17 protein-coding genes and 1 tRNA gene are annotated in these 18361 nt (G+C 71.9%); 14 read left to right on the forward strand and 4 right to left on the reverse strand.

Annotated elements, in window-relative coordinates:
* Positions 1–338 precede the first annotated feature (338 nt).
* Complete coding sequence (locus ACIOGZ_RS36075) at positions 339–974, forward strand: HhH-GPD-type base excision DNA repair protein (protein WP_350876398.1); 636 nt, start codon at positions 339–341, stop codon at positions 972–974.
* A 133-nt stretch (positions 975–1107) separates the two neighbouring features.
* Here ACIOGZ_RS36075 and ACIOGZ_RS36080 read toward each other — a convergent pair whose 3' ends face one another.
* The gene (locus tag ACIOGZ_RS36080) at positions 1108–2628 is read right to left on the reverse strand and encodes an MFS transporter (RefSeq protein WP_400989053.1); all 1521 of its coding nucleotides are present in this window, start codon (positions 2626–2628) and stop codon (positions 1108–1110) included.
* Between the two features lie 123 nt (positions 2629–2751).
* Between ACIOGZ_RS36080 and ACIOGZ_RS36085 the strand changes: the two genes are divergently transcribed.
* Positions 2752–3717, forward strand: coding sequence for a YafY family protein (locus ACIOGZ_RS36085; RefSeq protein WP_363579929.1), 966 nt, complete (start codon positions 2752–2754; stop codon positions 3715–3717).
* A 542-nt stretch (positions 3718–4259) separates the two neighbouring features.
* Here the strand turns inward: ACIOGZ_RS36085 and ACIOGZ_RS36090 are convergent.
* Entirely contained in the window at positions 4260–4778 is a 519-nt protein-coding gene (locus tag ACIOGZ_RS36090) for a YbhB/YbcL family Raf kinase inhibitor-like protein (protein ID WP_400989055.1), read from the reverse strand.
* Between the two features lie 264 nt (positions 4779–5042).
* Here ACIOGZ_RS36090 and ACIOGZ_RS36095 point away from each other — a divergent pair, with 264 nt between their 5' ends.
* The gene (locus tag ACIOGZ_RS36095; RefSeq protein WP_400989057.1) at positions 5043–6209 is read left to right on the forward strand and encodes a hypothetical protein; all 1167 of its coding nucleotides are present in this window, start codon (positions 5043–5045) and stop codon (positions 6207–6209) included.
* A 31-nt stretch (positions 6210–6240) separates the two neighbouring features.
* Here ACIOGZ_RS36095 and ACIOGZ_RS36100 read toward each other — a convergent pair whose 3' ends face one another.
* Positions 6241–7806, reverse strand: coding sequence for a helicase HerA-like domain-containing protein (locus ACIOGZ_RS36100; RefSeq protein WP_363619500.1), 1566 nt, complete (start codon positions 7804–7806; stop codon positions 6241–6243).
* Positions 7807–8008: 202 nt separating this feature from the next.
* On the opposite strand from ACIOGZ_RS36100, the gene ACIOGZ_RS36105 reads away from it, so the two are divergent.
* Entirely contained in the window at positions 8009–8305 is a 297-nt protein-coding gene (locus ACIOGZ_RS36105) for a type II toxin-antitoxin system VapB family antitoxin (RefSeq protein WP_063348635.1), read from the forward strand.
* 253 nt (positions 8306–8558) lie between these two features.
* Positions 8559–9239, forward strand: a complete 681-nt coding sequence (locus tag ACIOGZ_RS36110; protein WP_400989087.1) for a LytR C-terminal domain-containing protein — start codon at positions 8559–8561, stop codon at positions 9237–9239.
* A gap of 77 nt (positions 9240–9316) precedes the next feature.
* Here the strand turns inward: ACIOGZ_RS36110 and upp are convergent, their stop codons facing one another.
* A complete protein-coding gene (gene upp, locus ACIOGZ_RS36115; RefSeq protein WP_350876411.1) occupies positions 9317–9952 on the reverse strand; it encodes a uracil phosphoribosyltransferase in 636 nt (211 codons plus the stop codon).
* A 164-nt stretch (positions 9953–10116) separates the two neighbouring features.
* Between upp and ACIOGZ_RS36120 the strand changes: the two genes are divergently transcribed.
* The 9 genes from ACIOGZ_RS36120 (at position 10117) to ACIOGZ_RS36160 (ending at position 18265) form a co-directional block, all read left to right on the forward strand.
* Positions 10117–10353 carry a hypothetical protein gene (locus ACIOGZ_RS36120; RefSeq protein WP_063348632.1) on the forward strand — a complete coding sequence of 79 codons (237 nt, stop codon included), beginning with the start codon at positions 10117–10119 and terminating at the stop codon, positions 10351–10353.
* A gap of 303 nt (positions 10354–10656) precedes the next feature.
* The gene (locus ACIOGZ_RS36125) at positions 10657–11193 is read left to right on the forward strand and encodes a tRNA adenosine deaminase-associated protein (protein WP_363579757.1); all 537 of its coding nucleotides are present in this window, start codon (positions 10657–10659) and stop codon (positions 11191–11193) included.
* Between the two features lie 51 nt (positions 11194–11244).
* Positions 11245–11772, forward strand: a complete 528-nt coding sequence (tadA, locus tag ACIOGZ_RS36130; RefSeq protein ID WP_400989058.1) for a tRNA adenosine(34) deaminase TadA — start codon at positions 11245–11247, stop codon at positions 11770–11772.
* A 93-nt stretch (positions 11773–11865) separates the two neighbouring features.
* Positions 11866–11952, forward strand: a tRNA-Ser gene (locus ACIOGZ_RS36135).
* Between the two features lie 452 nt (positions 11953–12404).
* Positions 12405–12569 carry a hypothetical protein gene (locus ACIOGZ_RS36140; protein ID WP_167745863.1) on the forward strand — a complete coding sequence of 55 codons (165 nt, stop codon included), beginning with the start codon at positions 12405–12407 and terminating at the stop codon, positions 12567–12569.
* A gap of 92 nt (positions 12570–12661) precedes the next feature.
* Positions 12662–12955 (forward strand): Dabb family protein, encoded by a 294-nt coding sequence (locus ACIOGZ_RS36145; RefSeq protein WP_063348630.1) that lies wholly within the window; start codon positions 12662–12664, stop codon positions 12953–12955.
* 338 nt (positions 12956–13293) lie between these two features.
* Positions 13294–14076 carry an RNA polymerase sigma factor SigF gene (locus tag ACIOGZ_RS36150; protein ID WP_244293642.1) on the forward strand — a complete coding sequence of 261 codons (783 nt, stop codon included), beginning with the start codon at positions 13294–13296 and terminating at the stop codon, positions 14074–14076.
* A 144-nt stretch (positions 14077–14220) separates the two neighbouring features.
* Positions 14221–15114 carry an RNA polymerase sigma factor SigF gene (locus tag ACIOGZ_RS36155; RefSeq protein WP_363579759.1) on the forward strand — a complete coding sequence of 298 codons (894 nt, stop codon included), beginning with the start codon at positions 14221–14223 and terminating at the stop codon, positions 15112–15114.
* Positions 15115–15913: 799 nt separating this feature from the next.
* Complete coding sequence (locus ACIOGZ_RS36160; RefSeq protein WP_363627842.1) at positions 15914–18265, forward strand: hypothetical protein; 2352 nt, start codon at positions 15914–15916, stop codon at positions 18263–18265.
* Positions 18266–18361 lie beyond the last annotated feature (96 nt).

Consider the following 18361-nt stretch of genomic DNA (forward strand, 5'->3'; position numbering starts at 1 on the left):
GAGCCTTTCTGGACGCGTCGATTGCACCAAGAATGACCCGCCGGCAGGTCGCCGCACCGGCGCAACAGAAACAGTCATACAAGATGACCGACCTCCCTCCAGCCCGCCCGTGCCGCCCGCCTCCTCGCCACCCGAAGCGGGCAAAAAGTATTCCGCCAGCTCTCCCGACCGCCGGAGCTGGTATCCCAGGCGGTCGCTCCGCCAACGAACAAGCCAGCTGCGCCAAGGCCCTGGAACTCCAAGACTTCCCCTGCTACGGGCGTGTTGACCGCCCCCGCCCCCGCCCCGTCCACCAGACTGGGCGCCGACCCGACGTCAACTCCGAGGAGGGCAAGCCCATGAACGTCACCGTCCGGCTCGCACAGCAGCCCGAGGCCGACGAACTGCTCGGACGGAGTGCGCTGGCCGCGCTCGTCGGCATGTTGCTTGACCAACAGGTGCCGATGGAATGGGCGTTCACCGGTCCGCTGACCATCGCCCAGCGGCTCGGACGGAACGACCTGGACGCCCGGGAGATCGCCGTGTACAACCCGGAGGAGTTCGTCGCCCTGCTGTCCGCGAAGCCCGCCGTGCACCGCTACCCGGCCGCGATGGCCAAACGGGTCCAGCAGCTCTGCCAGTTCCTGGTGGCGCAGTACGACGCCGACGCCGCCGCACTCTGGAAGGACACCCGCACCGGCAAGGAGCTGCTCAGCCGCCTCAACGCCCTGCCCGGTTTCGGCAAACAGAAGTCGCAGATCTTCCTGGCCCTGCTCGGCAAGCAGTACGGCGTGCGGCCGGAGGGCTGGCGCGAGGCGGCCGGCGTGTACGGCGAGGAGGGCGCGCACCGCTCGGTCGCCGACATCACCGGGCCCGAATCCCTCGACCTGGTCCGGGAGTTCAAGCAGGAGATGAAGCGCGCCGCGAAGGAGGCCAAGTCCGCGGCGAAGACCACGCCCCGGACGACGGCGGTGAGCACGGCCGGGGCGCGCTGAAAGCCGATCGCCCGGCCGGCCGGGAGCCGTTGCCGAGCCGCCGAGGAGTCCACCGCCGTACGGTCCATGGCCCTCCCAGGATGCGCCGAGGGCCCCGGTCGCACCGCGCGACCGGGGCCCTCACCAGTGCCCGTCAGGCCAGGACGGGCTCCCGCTCGTCCGTCGGATCCGCCGCACCCGCCGTCGCCTGCGCATCCCCCGCACCCACCGCATCCGCGTCGGCCGGCGCGACCGCCTTGCGCCGCGGCAGCGCGAACATCAGCAGGAACACCACCAGCAGCGCCCCCGCGACCCACCACATCGCGTGGACGAACGCCCCGCCGAACGCGGTGCCCATCGCCTCCGGCGCGACCACGTCGTCCATCGCCCCGAAGAAGGCCACCGACACCAGCGCGAGCCCCAGCGCGTTCCCCATCTGCTGGACGGTGTTGATCAGCCCCGACGCCGAACCGGCGTGCGCGCGCGGCACCTCCGCCAGGATCGCGTCGGTGATCGGCGCGACGATCAGGCCCATCCCCAGGCCCATCACCACCAGTGGCAGCGCCATCTGCCAGGGCGCGATCGCCGTCCCGTACCGGTCCGCCTCCCAGATGTACGTCAGCACACCCGCCGCCATCACCAGCGCGCCGGTCTGGAGCACCCGGCGCCCGAACCGGGGCACCAGCTTCTGCACGGACAGCCCGGCCGCGGCCGAGACGGCGAGCGAGAACGGGATGCCGGTGGAACCGGCCTTGAGCGGGCTCCAGCCGAGGCCCAGCTGCATGTACAGCGTCCAGACCAGGAAGAAGATCCCGCAGACCACCCCGAAGGCCAGTTGCACGCCGATACCGGCCGCGAAGCTCTTCACCCGGAACAGCGACAGCTCGACCAGCGGCGAGCCGTCCCGCCGCGTCTTGGCCTTCTCGTACGCCACGAACAGCGCGAACACCACCAGGCTGCCGGCCATCGACAGGTAGCCCCAGAGCGGCCAGCCGGCCTCCCGCCCGTGCGTCAGCGGGTAGATCAGCATCAGCAGGCCGACGCTCGCCAGCGCCACCCCGACCAGGTCCAGCTTGAGCGCCCGCTCGGCCTTCGACTCGTCGATGAAGCGGCGGCCGAGCAGCAGCCCGGCGATGCCGACCGGCAGGTTGATCAGGAAGATCGGGCGCCAGGCCAGGCCGAACAGGTCCCACTCGGTGAGCAGCGCGCCGATCAGCGGCCCGGAGACGGCGCCCAGCCCGACCACCGCTCCGAACATGCCGAACACCTTGCCGCGCTCCTCCGCCGGGAAGGTCGCGTGGATGATCGACAGCACCTGCGGCACCATCATGGCCGCCGTGCCGCCCTGGAGCACCCGCATCCCGACCAGCATCTCGGGGCCGGAGGCCAGGCCGCACAGCGCGGACGCCACGGTGAACCCGCCGATGCCGATCAGGAACAGCCGCTTGCGGCCGTAGATGTCGCCCAGCCGGCCGCCGGTGATCAGCCCGATCGCGAAGGCCAGCGCGTAACCGCCGGTGACCCACTGGATGGCGCTGAAGGAGGCGCCGGTGTCCTCCTGGATGCTGGGGATGGCGATGTTGACGATGGTGACGTCCACCAGGTCCATGAAGGAGGCGACCATCACGATCGCCAGCGCGATCCACCTCCGTCGGTCCGCGTCCGCGGTCTTCATTCGGTACTCCTCATTCGTCCTGCTCGTCCTGCTCGCGCTGCTCGCACTGCTCGTCGGCACGTCCACGAGGGTACGGGGCATATAGGTCAGATCCTGTCCCAGTTGTCCGGCATCCTGGACGGCATGACGGACACCCCCGCACGGCTGCTGAACCTGCTGTCCCTGCTGCAGACCCCGCGCGAGTGGCCCGGCAGCGAACTCGCCGAACGGCTCGGCGTCAGCCCCCGGACGATCCGGCGCGACATCGACCGGCTGCGCGACCTCGGCTACCCGGTGCAGGCCACCATGGGCGCGGTCGGCGGCTACCGGCTGGTCGCGGGGACGGCGATGCCGCCGCTGCTGCTGGACGACGAGGAGGCCGTCGCCATCGCGGTCGGACTGCGGGCGGCCGCCGGGCACGCGGTGGTCGGCATCGAGGAGGCCTCGGTCCGCGCCCTCGGCAAGCTGCTCCAGGTGCTGCCGGGCCGCCTGCGGCACCGGGTGGGCGCGCTCAACACCGCCACCGTGCCGCTGCTCACCGGCGACGGCCCGACCGTCGACCCGGACGACCTCACCGTGCTCGCCGGCGCCGTCACCAACCGGGAACGGCTGCGCTTCGCCTACCGGGCCGGCGACGGCGCCGAGACCAGGCGCAACGTCGAACCCGAGCGGCTGGTCTCGGCCGGCCGCCGCTGGTACCTGGTCGGCTACGACCTGGACCGGGACGACTGGCGGCTCTTCCGCGTCGACCGGCTCAGCGAACCCCGCGCCACCGGCGCCCACTTCACCCCGCGCCCGCTCCCGGCCGAGGACGCCGCCGCGTACGTGGCGGGCAAGCTGCGCCGCCAGTCACCGGCCCGCGCCGTGATCGCCACCGTGCACGCCCCGGCCGCGAACGTCCGACGGCACTTCGACCGGGGGGACTCCGAGATCGAGCCGATCGACGAGCACCGCTGTCGGCTGCGCTCCCGCACGGACTCCTTGGAGTGGACGGCGGTGCGGCTGCTGACGCTGGACTGCGAGTTCGACGTGCACGAGCCCCCGGAGCTGATCACCCACCTGCGCACCCTGGCCGCCCGCGCCGACCGGGCCACCCGCGTAGACGGTTAGGCCTCGATCCGGTACCAGACAGTCCCCCGCGCGGAACCACAGCGCGCCGTCCCGGCCGTGCGCCCGCACCCGGTCGAGCGCGCCGGGCACGCTCAGCTGCCGGCGCCGGGTCTGCTTCCACTCCTCGCCGATCAGCTGGTACCAGGTCAACTCGCCGCCACTGGACAAGAAGACGCCCTGACCGCCGTGGACCGCGAAGCCGACCGGCAGCCGGACCAGGCACGGCAGGGTGGTCGACCGCCGGTCGACCGCGTCGATCCAGCAGCACCCGGCCGCCCGGCAGCAGCCCGAGGTGGTCGGGCGAGCAGGAGACGCCGGACAGCGGCACCCGCCACTCCCCCTGCGGCGCGGCCACGACCACCTCGCCGTCGAACGGCAGCCGGACCGGCGGCCAGGATCCGGCCGGCGCCAGGTGCTGCTCCGGCACCACCAGGAGGGCCGGTTCCCCGGCCGGCCCGACCGTCCAGGCCACGGCCCTGCGACCGGCCGACCGGGCCTCCTCGGGCAGCCGCCGGACCTCGACCGGATCGTGGCCCCCGTGCTCAGACCCCGTACTCGGCGGTGAGCAGCGCCCGCCCCAGCGTGTGGAAGGTCAGGTGGAAGCCGATCTGGGCCGCCGGGGTGTCGGCGGAGACGTCCAGCTTCTCGACGTCCAGGGCGTGCACCGCGAACACGTACCGGTGCGGGGCGCCGGGCGGCGGGGCGGCGCCGTCGTACTGGTGGCCGGGGAAGTCGTTGCGGCCGTGGAAGGAGGCCGCGCCGGGCAGGTCGTCGTCCGAGGAGCCGGCGCCGCGCGACAGTTCGACCGTGTCGGCGGGCAGGTTGAGGGCGAGCCAGTGCCACCAGCCGGAGCCGGTGGGCGCGTCCGGGTCGTAGCAGGTGACGGCGATGCTCCGGGTGCCCTCGGGCAGGCCCGACCAGGCCAGCTGCGGCGACCGGTTGCCTCCGGCGTGGCTGAACTCCCCGGCCAGTGTGCCGCCGTCGATGATGTCCTGGCTGGTCAGCGGGAAGGACGGCACCTGCGGCAGGAAGTCGTACGGCAGCGGCGGACGAACGCTCATGGGGTGGTCACCTCTCAACGGGCCGTGAACGGCCTCGGGCTGAAGGACGCTGAAGGACGCTGAAGGACACGGTCCGACGGGCACGCACTGTCGGACACGGCCTGACGGACACGGCTCACTGTAGTGGGGGCCCGTCCGGTCCGGCCGCCCCGATCCGGCCGCCCCTCGTTCGGGCCCGGTCCGTTCGAATTGCCAGGTATAGACCAATCAGGCGCCTGCGGCTAGCGTGGACAGCGCACCCGCCCCCAGCTCCGGAGCCGCACCGTGGAGTCGTCCGTCCTCGCCTTCGCCACCGACCTGCTCGACGAGGGCGCCGACACCTTCTTCGGCAACCTCACCGACCGCGCCGGGGTCGGCGGCGTCACCCTCGCCTCGGTCTACCACGAGGCCCGGGACGTCTTCCCGCACAACCCCCGCCGGGTGATCCGCTACCTGGAGCCGGGCGCGGCCTACTTCCGCCCCGATCCGGCCCGCTGGCAGAGCCGTCGGCTGGCGCCCGTGCCCTCCACCGCGATCGGCGACCGCGACCCCTTCGCCGAGGCCGCCGCCGAGACCCGCCGCCGGGGGCTGAAGCTGCACGCCTGGACGGTGTTCTGCCACAACGACCGGCTCGGCTTCACCCACCCGGACTGCGCCCCGGCCAACGCCTTCGGCGACCGCCACCTCACCGAGCTCTGCCCGGCCCACCCGGAGGTCCGGGAGTACGCACGGACCCTGGTCACCGAGCTGGCCCGGTACGGCGTGGACGCGATCCGGGCCGAGTCCCTGCACTTCCACGGTCTGCGCCACGGCTACCACCACGAGCGCTACTTCGAGGAGCTGGGCGCGGGCGCCGAGGCGCTGCTCGGCATCTGCTTCTGCCCGCACTGCCGCGCCGCCGCCACCCGCGCGGGCGTCCCGGCGGAGGGGGTCGCGGAGGCCGTCCGCACCGAGCTGCGCCGCCGGCTGGCCGACGAGGCGGCCGCCGCCGAACCCGCGGACCTGAGCGCGCTCGCGGACGGCGCCCTGGCCGCCTACCTGGACGCCGCCACCACCACCGTCACCACGCTGGCCGCCGAACTGACCGAGGAGGCCCGGCGCCACGGCATGCGGCTGAGCTTCATGGACGGCGCCGGCCCGGGCAAGGGCTGGCTGTCCGGCATCGACCTGCCCGCGCTCGCCAAGGCGACCGACCAGATCGAGACGCTCGGCTACGCGAAGACCCCGGAGGCCGTCCGGGAGAAGATCGCCGCGTTCGCCCTGCACGGCGTCCGCCCCCAGGACATGGCGGTGATCCTGCGGCCGATGGCCTCGGACTGCGACGGTCCGGCGAACCTCGCCGCCAAGATCGCCACCCTGCGCGAACTGGGCGTCCCCGAGGTGGAGTTCTACAACTACGGCCTGATGCGGCTGTCCTCGCTCGACCGGATCGGCGCCGCCCTGGCCGGCTAGGCGCCCACCCCCACCGTGCGGGGCCCGGCCGCTACCGCCGCCGCTTGGACGTCCCGAACAGGCTGCGCGAGATCTCCTGCCCGAGCTGCTTCCCGGCCGAACGCGCCAGGGACTTCACCGTCGGGTTGCTGAGCAGCGAATCGAGCAGCCCGCCCGCCCCCTTCGGCTCCTCCCGCCGCGGGGCGGGCTCCCGCTCCTTCGGCGCCCTGGCCGGTGCGGCGGCCTCCGGCCTGGGCGCCCGCGCCGCCCGCGCCGCCAGCTTCTCGTACGCCGACTCCCGGTCGATCGCGTCCCGGTAGCGCGCCGTCAGCGGCGAGGCGTCGACGACGGCCCGCAGCGCGCCCGCCTCGATCGGCCCCATCAGGGACTGCGGCGCCCGCAGCCGGGTGGCCGCGACCGGCGTCGGCGCGCCCTTCTCGGAGAGCACGGTCACCACGGCCTCGCCGGTGCCGAGCGAGGTGAGCACCGCGCCGAGGTCGTAGGAGGAGCGTGGGAAAGTCGAGACGGTGGCCTTGAGCGCCTTGGCGTCGTCCGGGGTGAAGGCGCGCAGCGCGTGCTGCACCCGGTTGCCCAGCTGCGCGAGCACGTCGGAGGGGACGTCGCGCGGGGATTGGGTGACGAAGAAGATGCCCACGGCCTTCGAGCGGATCAGCCGGACGGTCTGGGTGATGGCCTCCAGGAAGGCCTTGGAGGCGCCCTTGAACAGCAGGTGCGCCTCGTCGAAGAAGAACACCAGCTTGGGCTTGTCCAGGTCGCCGATCTCGGGCAGTTCCTGGTAGAGGTCGGCGAGCAGCCACATCAGGAAGGTGGAGAACAGCCGCGGCCGGTCCTGGACGGCGGGCAGTTCCAGCACCGAGACGACGCCCCGGCCGTCCGGGGCGGTCCGCAGCAGTTCGGCGGTGTCGAACTCGGGCTCGCCGAAGAACGCCCCGGCGCCCTCGTTCTCCAGCACGGTGAGCGCGCGCAGGATCACCCCGGCGGTGGCCGACGAGAGGCCGCCGATGGTCCTCAGCTCCTCCTTGCCCTCGGGCGAGGCGAGGAAGGCGATGACGGCGGTGAGGTCCTTGAGGTCGTACAGCTCCAGGCCCTTGGTGTCGGCGTAGTGGAACACCAGGCTGAGCGAGGACTCCTGGGTCTCGTTCAGGTCGAGCACCTTGGCGAGCAGCAGCGGCCCGAAGCTGGTGACGGTGGCGCGGATCGGGATCCCGGCGCCCTGCCCGCCGAGCGAGTAGAACTCGACCGGGCAGCCCTGCGGGGTCCACTGCTGCCCGACCTCGGCCGCGCGGGCGGCGGTGCGCTCGCTCGGCGCGCCGGGCGCGGCGACGCCGGAGACGTCCCCCTTGACGTCGGCGAGGAACACCGGCACGCCCTGGGCGGAGAGCTGTTCGGCGATCAGCTGGAGGGTCTTGGTCTTGCCGGTGCCGGTGGCGCCGGCGACCAGCCCGTGCCGGTTGAGCACCCCGAGCGGGATGCGCACCTGGGCGTCCGGGTAGGCGGTGCCGTCCAGCAGCACCGCGCCGAGGTCGAGGGCGGGCCCGGTGAAGGCGTACCCGTCGGCGATCTCCCGGACGGCCGGCGGGGTGGGGGCGGAGGACATCGGGGCACTCTCCTGGGCGGTGCGGGGAGGCGGGGCGGGCCCGGAACCCGGTCCCGGGCGGGCCGTGTCCCGATCGGAACCGGGCGATGTTCGCGACATTTCCCATCAAACAGCCGCAATCGCCCTCCCGCAGCTCACACCCGAGCGCGTGGCGGCGTCGCGGCGGCTGCGCCATCCGCCGCCCAAACGGTAGGCTTTCCGTGTGATCTTCAAGCGCATCGGCAATGGGCGGCCGTACCCGGATCACGGCCGGACGAGCACCCGCCAGTGGGCTGACGTCGCCCCACGCCCGGTGCGGCTCGACCAGCTGGTGACCACCAAGGGGCAACTCGACCTCGAAACCCTGCTCGCCGAGGACTCGACCTTCTACGGGGACCTCTTCGCGCACGTGGTGAAGTGGCGCGGCGACCTGTACCTGGAGGACGGACTGCACCGGGCGGTGCGGGCCGCGCTGCAGCAGCGCCAGGTGCTGCACGCCCGGGTCCTCGAAATGGAATGACGGACCCTCTGCACGGGCTCCTGGACCGCCCCCTCGCCATCCGGCGGAGGGCGGTCCGCGCGTACCCGGGTACCTCCTTTCGGGTACCGGCGTACTCCAGATGATGATCATTTAGTACCTTCGCAGCCTGACGGCACTACGCTGCTGACTACGGCCGCGACCAGGGGATCCGCCCGCACCACGGGATCCACCCGCACCAGCCGATCCGTCATCCCGACCCCGCCCTGGCACGAGGGGGAGACAAACCGTGAGCATGTTGACTCCCCAAGGCCTCAAGGGGAAGCAGTACCGCGTCACCGGCAACGCCTATCCACGACTCGGCCGGCCCCCGAGGAAGAGCCGCAAGGTGATCTCCGGGCTCGCGAGCCTGCTCGCCCTGGCCCTGATCGGCCTCGGCGGCGTCCAGCTCTACGACATCTTCAGCGGGAAGAACAAGAACTCCTCCGCCCAGGCCTGCGTGACCCCGTCGGGCAAGCCGCTGGCCGCCCCCTCCCCGGGCGCCACGCCAGGTGCTCCCACCGCCTCCGGCGCCCCCGCTGCCCCGGGCGACCCGCACGCGATCCCGCAGCCGGCCGGCGTCACGGTGAACGTCTACAACGCCACCACCAAGGGCGGCCTAGCCGGCCGGACCGCCGAGGAGCTCAAGAAGCGCGGCTTCACCATCGGCAAGGTCGGCAACGCCCCGGCCGAACTGGACAAGAAGGTGCCCGGCACCGCCCAGGTGATCGCCGGCCCGGCCGGCGCCGGCGCCGCCACCCTGCTCGGCTCGCAGATCGCCGGGGCCACCACCACCGCCGACGCCCGCACCGACGGCACCGTGGACTTCGTGGTCGGCGACAGCTACAACGCCCTGCTGGACGAGACCCAGGCGGCAGCCGCCCTCGCCCTCGCGACCAAGCCGTCCCCCACCCCGACCGTCACCGGCAGCTGCTGAGGCCGGTCGTCCCGCGCGACAACAGGAGAGCCCCCCGGCACCGCGCCGGGGGGCTCTCGTCCGTTCGGGGGATTCGCTCAGCCGGCGGTGCCGTACAGGCGGTCGCCCGCGTCGCCGAGGCCGGGCACGATGTAGCCGTTCTCGTTGAGCCGCTCGTCCAGGGCGGCGGTGACGACGGTGACCGGCAGGCCGGCCAGCTCGCGCTTCATCACCTCGACGCCCTCGGGGGCGGCCAGCAGCACCACGGCGGTGACGTCGGTGGCGCCGCGCTCGATCAGCATCTTGATCGCCGCGACGAGGGTGCCGCCGGTGGCCAGCATCGGGTCGAGCACGTAGACCTGGCGGCCGGAGAGGTCGTCCGGCATCCGGGTGGCGTAGGTGGAGGCCTCCAGGGTCTCCTCGTTGCGCACCATGCCGAGGAAGCCGACCTCGGCGGTCGGCAGCAGTCGGGTCATCCCGTCCAGCATGCCGAGACCGGCGCGCAGGATCGGCACGACCAGGGGGCGGGGGTAGCTGAGGCGGGTGCCGAGCGTGACCGCCACGGGGGTGGTGATCTCCACCTCGTCGGTGCGGACGTCCCGGGTGGCCTCGTAGGCGAGGAGGGTCACCAGCTCGTCGGTCAGGCGACGGAAGGTCGGCGAGTCGGTGCGCTCGTCGCGCAGGGTGGAGAGCTTGTGGGCCACCAGGGGGTGGTCGACGACGTGGAGACGCATGTATCGAGGTTAGCCCGGGTCTGCACGCCTGTACGACTCGCCGCGTGCCGACCGCCCCGTCGCCGGGGTGCACCCGGCCGTGCCGCGCCGTGGCGCCCCGCGAATGTCCGGACGGAAGCGCCTCCTGTGGTATCAACCGGGCTGATCTGGGAATGTCACGTCTTATGACGAGCAACCCGAACGCCGGGGACGGCTCGGCGGACGAGCCCGCAGGCCGGTCGGGCAATCGCCCCGGCCCGCCACAGGACCCCCCGGAGACCGAGGCGGACCGCCGCAGGCGGCGGGCCGTCTTCCTGCGCGAGCTCACCGAGGCCCGCGAACTCCGGGAGCGGGTCCAGCCCCGGCGGACCAAGGAACGGCGGATGCGCGAAGCCATGCGGATGCGAACCTTCCGGATCTGACGAGGATCCGAAGCGGTTCCGGCGCGGCGCCCTCCGCAGCTCCCCTCGCGGCTCCGCCGACCGGCCGGTCCGGATCCGACGGGCCCCGGGCGGTGGCGCCGGCGCCACACCGGCCGCCGGCCGGACCTTCCGACACGACCTGCAAAGACGCGCTGCCGAACACCCCCCGCAAGGGCGGGCTTTCTGTCACGATTCCGATGGGACGGTCCGAACGAGCGGACCGCCTCTGGCGCGGGGGCGGCCAGATTTTCGCGTTGCCCGAGCGCGCCGACAGCCGAGACCGAGATCTTGGGAGTGTCCCTGGTGGCGTACTTCGCTGCAGTGCTTGCTCGCACCGAGGACGGGTGGGATGTGAGCGAGACGGAGCTCGACGACGTCGAAACCCTCGCCGACCTGACCGAACTGGCCCGCGACTCCACGCAGGACGACGACAGCGTCCTGATCTTCATCGAACAGGAGGACGCCTGGTTCGCCATCGTCCGGGTGGACGGCGAGGAGGACCCGCGGATCTTCGTGTCCGACGGCGCCGCCGCCGCCCGCAGCTCCTACGGCTCCGTCCTCACCGACGAGCTGGTCGACCAGGCCGGTGAGAGCGAGTTCGGCGACCTGGACCACCTGGTCGTCGAGCTGGAGGAGGACGAGGAGACGCAGGAGCAGGACGAGGACGCCCGCAGCGGCGTCCCGGTCGGCCCGCTCGGCGACGCCCACCTGCTCACCGAGTTCGGCCTGGCCGCCGAGGAGCTGCTCGCCCTCAGCGGCGAGGGCGCCGTCCCGGGCGACGCCCTGGAGGAGATCGCCGAGGCCCTCGGCTGCGGCGAGGTCCTGGAGGCGGTCCGGTAGCGGGCGGTGACCAGGCCGGTGCCCACCGCCGGATACCCGACACTGGATGCCATGCAGTCCGCATCCGCCCCGCAGGCCGTCCCCCGCATCGCCCCGCTGCCCGCCCCCGTCCGCCCCGACCCGGTCCGTGACCGCTGGGCGGCGCCGATGCGCCTCGCCATCGCCGAGGCCGCCCTGGCGCCGGCCAACGGCGACGTCCCGGTCGGGGCGCTCGTCCTGGGCCCGGGCGGCGAGGTGGTCGGGCGCGGCCACAACGAGCGCGAGGCGGTCGGCGACCCGACCGCGCACGCCGAGGTGGTCGCGATCCGGCAGGCGGCCGAACGGATCGGGGAGTGGCGGCTCAGCGGCTGCACCCTGGTCGTCACCCTGGAGCCCTGCACGATGTGCGCCGGCGCCATCGTGCTGTCCCGGATCGACCGGGTGGTCTACGGCGCCCTCGACGAGAAGGCCGGCGCGGCCGGCTCGCTCTTCGACGTGATGCGCGACCGCCGGCTCAACCACCGCCCCGAGGTGGTCTGGGGCGTCCTCGCCGACGAGTGCGGCGAGCAGCTGCGCGAGTTCTTCGAGTCCCACCGCTGACGTCCGGCGCCGACTTCCGCCGCCGGCTCCCCCGTCGGCCGCCCGGCCATACGGATTTCGTGACCGCGCCACCCGTCCGGTAGAGTTCCCCTCGGTAGCGTGTCCGAGCGGCCAAAGGAGCACGCCTCGAAAGCGTGTGTGGGGGCAACTCCACCGTGGGTTCGAATCCCACCGCTACCGCTGTAGAGCCCGAGGGCCCGTCCGATCCGGACGGGCCCTCGGCGTTTCCGCGCACCCTCGAACGCGAAAAGGGCTCCGTACTCCGGGCTGATGACCACCAACGCCCGGAGAGTACGGAGCCTGGAAAGGGGGAGCGGCTCGGGGGGACGACCGCTCCCCCGGCGGAGTCCCACAACCGGCGCCGCGTCGGGGGGAAGCCGCGGCGCCCGGTCCCACAGCGGGGAACTCCGGATCCACGCACCGGGGATTCCTGCCAGATCCTCGGCACGTCTCCCATCCTGCCGCCCGGGACGTTTCCGGGCATCCGGAGAAAGGCCCCACTCACGGGGACCTTCGTCCCGCCGGGCGAACGCGTCGCACACTTGATAGCCCGTCCGATGGATAAGCTGCTTCCGCAGGGCCGCTCGGGGACCCGGATGGCGGCGGCCCACAGCAGGAGAGGACGACACCCGATGGCGCAGGCGAAGAAGATCGGCATGGCCCTCCTGCTCATCTTCGTCCTCTACTCGATCATCAGCTCGCCGGCCCGCTCCGCCCAGCTCGTCCAACTGGGCTTCGAGGGCATCTCGAACGCGGCCAAGGCGGTCGGCACCTTCATGACCGGGCTGATCAAGTGAGCCGTCCGGTCGCGTAGGGCCCGTCGTCCCGCCCCGGCGCACCGGCTACGGTGTGCGGGACCCTCTGTCCCCGTCCGCGAGGAGCGGCAATCGTGATCCGGCATCTGGTCCTGTTCAAGCTCAACGAAGGCGTCCGCAAGGACGACGAGCGCGCGCTCGCCGGCGCCAAGGCGTTCGCCGAGCTGGGTTCGCTGATCCCCGAACTGCGCGAGTGGGAGTGCGGCTGGAACACCACCGAGCGGGACATCGCCCACGACTACGCGATCAACAGCCTGGTCGAGGACCGCGACGCCCTGCACGCGTACCTGACCCACCCGGCCCATCAGGCCGCGGCCGGTCAGTGGCGCGAATTCGCCACCTGGGTGATCGCCGACATCGAGGTCTGACACCCGAGGCACCCGGGTCCGTCCCTCGGACGGCCCGCCGCGCCCCGTCCGGCCACCGGACGGGGCGCCTTGCTCCACCCCGGAACGATCCGTGCGGCGCCTGGGCGGGAAGCCCGGTGAAGCCCCGACCCCGCACCAACACACCTCCGCCGGGTGCTTGCCCGACCTGCGCCCGCCTTGTGATGCTATGACCGGTTTTGCCGGACATGGCGAGGTGGTGAAGCAGCCGCGACACCCGATCCGCAGGGCCCTTCGTTATCGACTGAGGGAGGGGTGACGTGTCCGACGAGGTACTGGCGTCGATCATCAGCCCGGCCGGCGAGCTCCGCCCGGACGGTCTGCGCGGCCCCGGCGGCCGCCCCGCGGTGGACGTCCGGACGCTGACCCGGGTGCTGTTCGAACGGCTCGCGGAGCTGCCCCCGGGCACCCCAGAGCGGGAGCGGGTCCGGGCCGCCCTGATCGAGGTGAACATCCCCCTGGTCCGCTACGCGGCCACCCGCTTCCGCAGCCGCAGCGAGCCGATGGAGGACGTCGTCCAGGTCGGCACCATCGGCCTGATCAACGCGATCGACCGCTTCGACCCCACCCGCGGCGTCCAGTTCCCCACCTACGCACTGCCGACCATCCTCGGCGAGATCAAGCGCTACTTCCGGGACAACGTCCGCACCATGCACGTCCCGCGCCGGCTCCAGGAGCTGTGGGTCCAGGTCAGCGGCGCGATGGAGGAGCTGACGGTGCTGCACGGCCGGGCCCCCAAGGTGCCGGAGATCGCCGCCAGCCTGCGGATCCCCGAGGAGGACGTCCGGGCCTGCCTGGACGCCGGGCGGGCCTACAACGCGGCCTCGCTGGAAGCGGCGCAGGAGCACGAGGGCGGGCTCGCCCTGCTGGACCGGCTCGGCTACGAGGACTCCGCGCTGGCCGAGGTCGAGCACCGGGACATGGTCCGCCACCTGCTGGTCCAGCTGCCCGAGCGGGAGCGGCGGATCGTGATGCTGCGGTTCTTCGCCAACCTGACCCAGTCGCAGATCAGCACCGAGCTGGGGATGTCCCAGATGCACGTCTCGCGGCTGCTCTCCCGCATCCTGACGAGGCTTCGGACCGGCAACTCCTGGGAAGACTGAGATTGCAGCGCGTTACCCTCGCGTGACATCTTGCGACGTTCGGGTTTGCCGTGGACCGTGTTCCGGTATGGAGGGGGAGGGCCCCCGCCGGGAACCTCCGTGCGACGGCCCCCGTTCAACTGTCAGTCACAAGGGGGTGGGCGCATGTCCGGAGAGCTGGGCACTGCGGAGATCCACGCTGGTCAGGCCAACGGTACGGCTGTCGCCGAGGACCGGATCCCGCTCCAGCGGGTCCCGGCCGCCGCGCCGCCCGGGCCCGAGGCGCCGCCCGGCTCCGGGCTGGACACCCGGACGCTGTCGCGCTCGCTGTTCCTGCGGCTGGCCGCCCTGGAACCGGGCAGCGCGGAGCACACGTACGTCCGCGACACCCTGATCGAGCTCAACCTGCCGCTGGTCCGGTACGCCTCGGCGCGCTTCCGCAGCCGCAACGAGCCGATGGAGGACATCGTCCAGGTCGGTACCATCGGCCTGATCAAGGCGATCGACCGGTTCGACCCCGAGCGCGGGGTGGAGTTCCCCACCTTCGCGATGCCCACCGTGGTGGGCGAGATCAAGCGCTTCTTCCGGGACACCAGCTGGTCGGTCCGGGTGCCCCGGCGGCTCCAGGAGCTGCGGCTGGCGCTCACCAAGGTCGGTGACGACCTGTCCCAGCGGCTGGACCGCTCCCCCACCGTCGCCGAGCTGGCCACCTGCCTGGGGGTCAGCGAGGAGGACGTGGTCGAGGGCCTCGCGGTGGGCAACGCGTACACCGCCAGCTCGCTCGACTCCAGCCCCAGCGAGGAGGACGGCGACGGACCGCTGGCCGAGCGGCTCGGCTACGAGGACCTCGCGCTGGAAGGCGTCGAGTACCGGGAGTCGCTGAAGCCGCTGCTGGCCAAGCTGCCGCCGCGCGAGCGCCGGATCATCATGCTGCGGTTCTTCGGCAACCTCACCCAGTCGCAGATCGGCGAGGAGATCGGCATCTCCCAGATGCACGTCTCCCGGCTGCTCACCAGGACGCTGACCCAGCTCCGTGAGGGCCTGATCAGCGAGGGCTGACAAGCCCAGGGAAGCCCTCCGTCGCCGTCCTGGCAGGCTGCGCGTCAGCCTGCCAGGACGGCGTCGTCCATCGCCCGGGCCGGCCACTGCGGTGGCGCGTTCGACGGGCGCGCTCGACGGTGCGCAGGTAGTCGGCGAGGACAGTTCCGCGGTCGGCGCCGACGGCGTGCGCGCAGCGGGCCGAACTCGTCGGTAATGACATGGTTCAGGCCATCACTGCACAGGGCCGCGGCGCCCGCCCGCCGACCGTCCAATAGCCGTCGGGATCACGGTCGTTGAGCGCACCGCGCAGTCCGGGACTGCGCCCGACCAGCGCCGTTCGACCGGTTCCGGCGCCGCTTTCCGCCCGGCCCCGATTGCACCGGACTCGGTCCGCCGATCGGCCGCACGAGCACCTCCATTGCATATTCGGACTGTCACATGGCACAGCGGTGCCCGATATTGCATGAACCTGCCCAAGGCGTCGGCAAGATGTGCAAGAGTGTCATGCGCGACGACGACAGTGTAGGTGTCCGGTGGTCCGCCCAAGCCGCACGGGCGGTAACCAGGTGTAGCTCTCAGCTTCCGCTTTTTCATTCTCAATTCATTATTTGCATGGCCGGTCCGGTTCCGGTCACAATCGGCGCCTTCATGGCTTCGCCATGAACGTTGGTAACAGGTTCGCTGCACTCTCGCCCAATTGGTCCCTCGCAGAGGCCCCCCTCGACCAGGATGGGCGCCGGGCAGCCTGCTGCCCGCGAACAGCTACAGGGCAGGCGAGCGCTGAGCAGCGAGGCGCCTACCCAAGGGGAGGATCACCATGGGTCGAGCGACCCGAAGAGTTGCCGCGTGCGCGGCGGCAGTTCTGCTGGCCAGCGGCCTGCAGACCACCCTGGCCCACGGCGACACGCCGCCCAGGATCGACCTCACCATCCTGGTCATCGACGACGGAGGCCCGTCGGTCGCGGCGATCACCGCCGAACTCAAGAACCAGGGCACCCCGTACAAGGTCGTCAACCTCAACGACACCAACCGTCCCATCATCAACTCCGCTTTCCTCAGCGACACGGTGAACGGCCAGCCCCGCGGGAAGTACCAGGGCATCGTCCTTCCCAACGAAAACCCCTTCCCCAACAGTGCGGCCGAGATGACGGCCATCGCGGGCTACGAAGCCGCATTCGGAATCCGGCAGATCGACGCGTACACGTTCGCCAGTCCTGCGGTGGGGCTGAACTACGCGGTGAATCCCGGTTACTACGGCACGCTGGACGGATTCCAGGGCGCCACCACCACGGCCGGCACTTCGGGCCCGTTCGGGTACCTGAAGGGCAGCGTTCCGTTCGAGGACAACGACCCGACCGTCAGCGAGAGTTACGGTTACCTGGCCACGCCACTGGCCAACCTGCCGGCCGGCGCCTCGTTCGTCCCGCTGGTCGACGCCGCGATCCCGAGCACCACCTCGCGCGGTTCGCTGGTCGGCGAGTACACCCACGACGGCCGCAAGGAACTGGTCGTCACGTTCGTCTACAACCAGTACCAGCAGCAGTACCGCCTGCTGGCCCGCGGCATGGTCGACTGGATCACCCAGGGCGTCCACCTCGGCTACGACCGCAACTACTTCGCGGCCCACGTGGACGACGTCTTCCTGGCCGACGACCGCTGGGACACCGTGCTCAAGTGCACCCCCGGCGACGTCACCTGCCCGCCCGGCACCCCGGACACGGCCAGCCCGATCCGGATGACGCCGGACGACGCCCAGCACCTCAAGCAGTGGCAGACCGCCAACAACTTCACCCTGGACATGGTGTTCAACGGTGGCGGCAGCGAGGACTGGAAGGCCGACCACCAGACCACGGTGGACCCCACGGCCAACCAGATGATCGCCGACCAGAACAGCTACCGCTGGGTCAACCACACCTACACCCACCCGTACCTGGGCTGCGTCCAGGACGTCACCGTGGTGCCGTGGCGCTGCACCAAGGACTCCTCGGGCAAGACCGTCTGGACCGACCAGAACACCATCTCGGGCCAGATCAAGGACAACTTCGACTGGGCCGCCAAGAACGGCCTGAAGGTCGACCCGCAGGCCCTGGTCACCGGCGAGCACTCCGGTCTGCTGACCGCCCCGCAGGAGACCAGCGACAACCCGAACCTGGCGCCGGCGCTGGCCGCCAACGGCATCAAGTTCACCGGCAGCGACGCCTCCCGCGAGCCCGCCCAGCGGACCGTCGGCTCGTCCACGCTGACTGTGCCGCGCTACCCGATGAACGTCTTCTACAACGCCGGCACGGCGAAGGAGGAGGCCGACGAGTACAACTGGATCTACACCAGCAAGGCCAACGGCGGCAGCGGCGTCTGTGAGAACAACGCCAACTCCACCTGCCTGACGCAGCCGCTGGACGTCAACACCGGATTCCAGTCGTACATCGTGCCGCTGGAGGCCCGGATCGACCTCGGGCACGTGCTGAGCAACGACCCGCGGCCACACTTCATCCACCAGTCGAACCTGTCCGAGGACCGGATCCTCTACCCGGTGCTGGAGAAGATCCTCGGCACCTACCGGTCGCTGCACGCCGACAACACCCCGATCGTGAACCTCGGCGAGCGCGAGATCGGCCTGGAGTTCCAGCGCCGCGCCGCCTGGAACTCGGCCATCTCGGCCGGCCAGGTCACCGGCTACCGGGTCGGCAACACCATCACGGTCAACGCTCCGGCCGGTGTTCAGGTCCAGGCCACCATGCCGACCGGAACTTCTCAGAAGCTGGTCATCGGATCGACCGCCTTCGGTTCGTCCTACGCCGGTACGCTCTCCGGTTGGGTGTCCCCGGGCACCCTGCAGAGCAGCGTCTCCCTGCAGCTCCCCTCGGCCGGCACCCCGGCCGCCCCGGCCGCCGTCGCCCCCGGCGTCGCGGCCAAGTCCGTCCCGGCCCCGGCCCCGGCGGACAAGAAGGTCGTCCCGCAGGGCGTCGCCACTCCCGTCCCGGTGGGCCCGAGCGACACCGGTCGTACCAGCGCCCCGACCCTGGTCCCCGGTAGCGGAACCCCGGTGCCCGGCAAGGGCGTCGCCACCGACGGCAGCGACGGCACCGCCGCTGCCGCCAAGAGCGGTAAGGCCACCGGGGGGGCGGCCTCGCTCGGCACCAGTACCACCGGACGCTCCGGCAACCGGTAGCCCGCAGCACCCGATGGCGGGGCCGGGACGGTCGCCCGGTCCGGCCCTGCCTCGGGTCCCGTTCCGGCCACCCAGACCGGACACCGAAGCAAGGAA

Origin of the sequence: Kitasatospora sp. NPDC088160, from assembly GCF_044741445.1 — a bacterium.
Taxonomy (GTDB): Bacteria; Actinomycetota; Actinomycetes; order Streptomycetales; family Streptomycetaceae; genus Kitasatospora.

Coding starts and splice junctions, on each gene's coding strand:
- upp (WP_350876411.1), bottom strand. CDS start 9,952: ATGCGTCTCCACGTCGTCGACCACCCCCTGGTGGCCCACAAGCTCTCC.
- ACIOGZ_RS36110 (WP_400989087.1), top strand. CDS start 8,559: ATGTTGACTCCCCAAGGCCTCAAGGGGAAGCAGTACCGCGTCACCGGC.
- ACIOGZ_RS36085 (WP_363579929.1), top strand. CDS start 2,752: ATGACGGACACCCCCGCACGGCTGCTGAACCTGCTGTCCCTGCTGCAG.
- ACIOGZ_RS36120 (WP_063348632.1), top strand. CDS start 10,117: ATGACGAGCAACCCGAACGCCGGGGACGGCTCGGCGGACGAGCCCGCA.
- ACIOGZ_RS36160 (WP_363627842.1), top strand. CDS start 15,914: ATGGGTCGAGCGACCCGAAGAGTTGCCGCGTGCGCGGCGGCAGTTCTG.
- ACIOGZ_RS36080 (WP_400989053.1), bottom strand. CDS start 2,628: ATGAAGACCGCGGACGCGGACCGACGGAGGTGGATCGCGCTGGCGATC.
- ACIOGZ_RS36090 (WP_400989055.1), bottom strand. CDS start 4,778: ATGAGCGTTCGTCCGCCGCTGCCGTACGACTTCCTGCCGCAGGTGCCG.
- ACIOGZ_RS36100 (WP_363619500.1), bottom strand. CDS start 7,806: ATGTCCTCCGCCCCCACCCCGCCGGCCGTCCGGGAGATCGCCGACGGG.
- tadA (WP_400989058.1), top strand. CDS start 11,245: ATGCAGTCCGCATCCGCCCCGCAGGCCGTCCCCCGCATCGCCCCGCTG.
- ACIOGZ_RS36075 (WP_350876398.1), top strand. CDS start 339: ATGAACGTCACCGTCCGGCTCGCACAGCAGCCCGAGGCCGACGAACTG.
- ACIOGZ_RS36155 (WP_363579759.1), top strand. CDS start 14,221: ATGTCCGGAGAGCTGGGCACTGCGGAGATCCACGCTGGTCAGGCCAAC.
- ACIOGZ_RS36140 (WP_167745863.1), top strand. CDS start 12,405: ATGGCGCAGGCGAAGAAGATCGGCATGGCCCTCCTGCTCATCTTCGTC.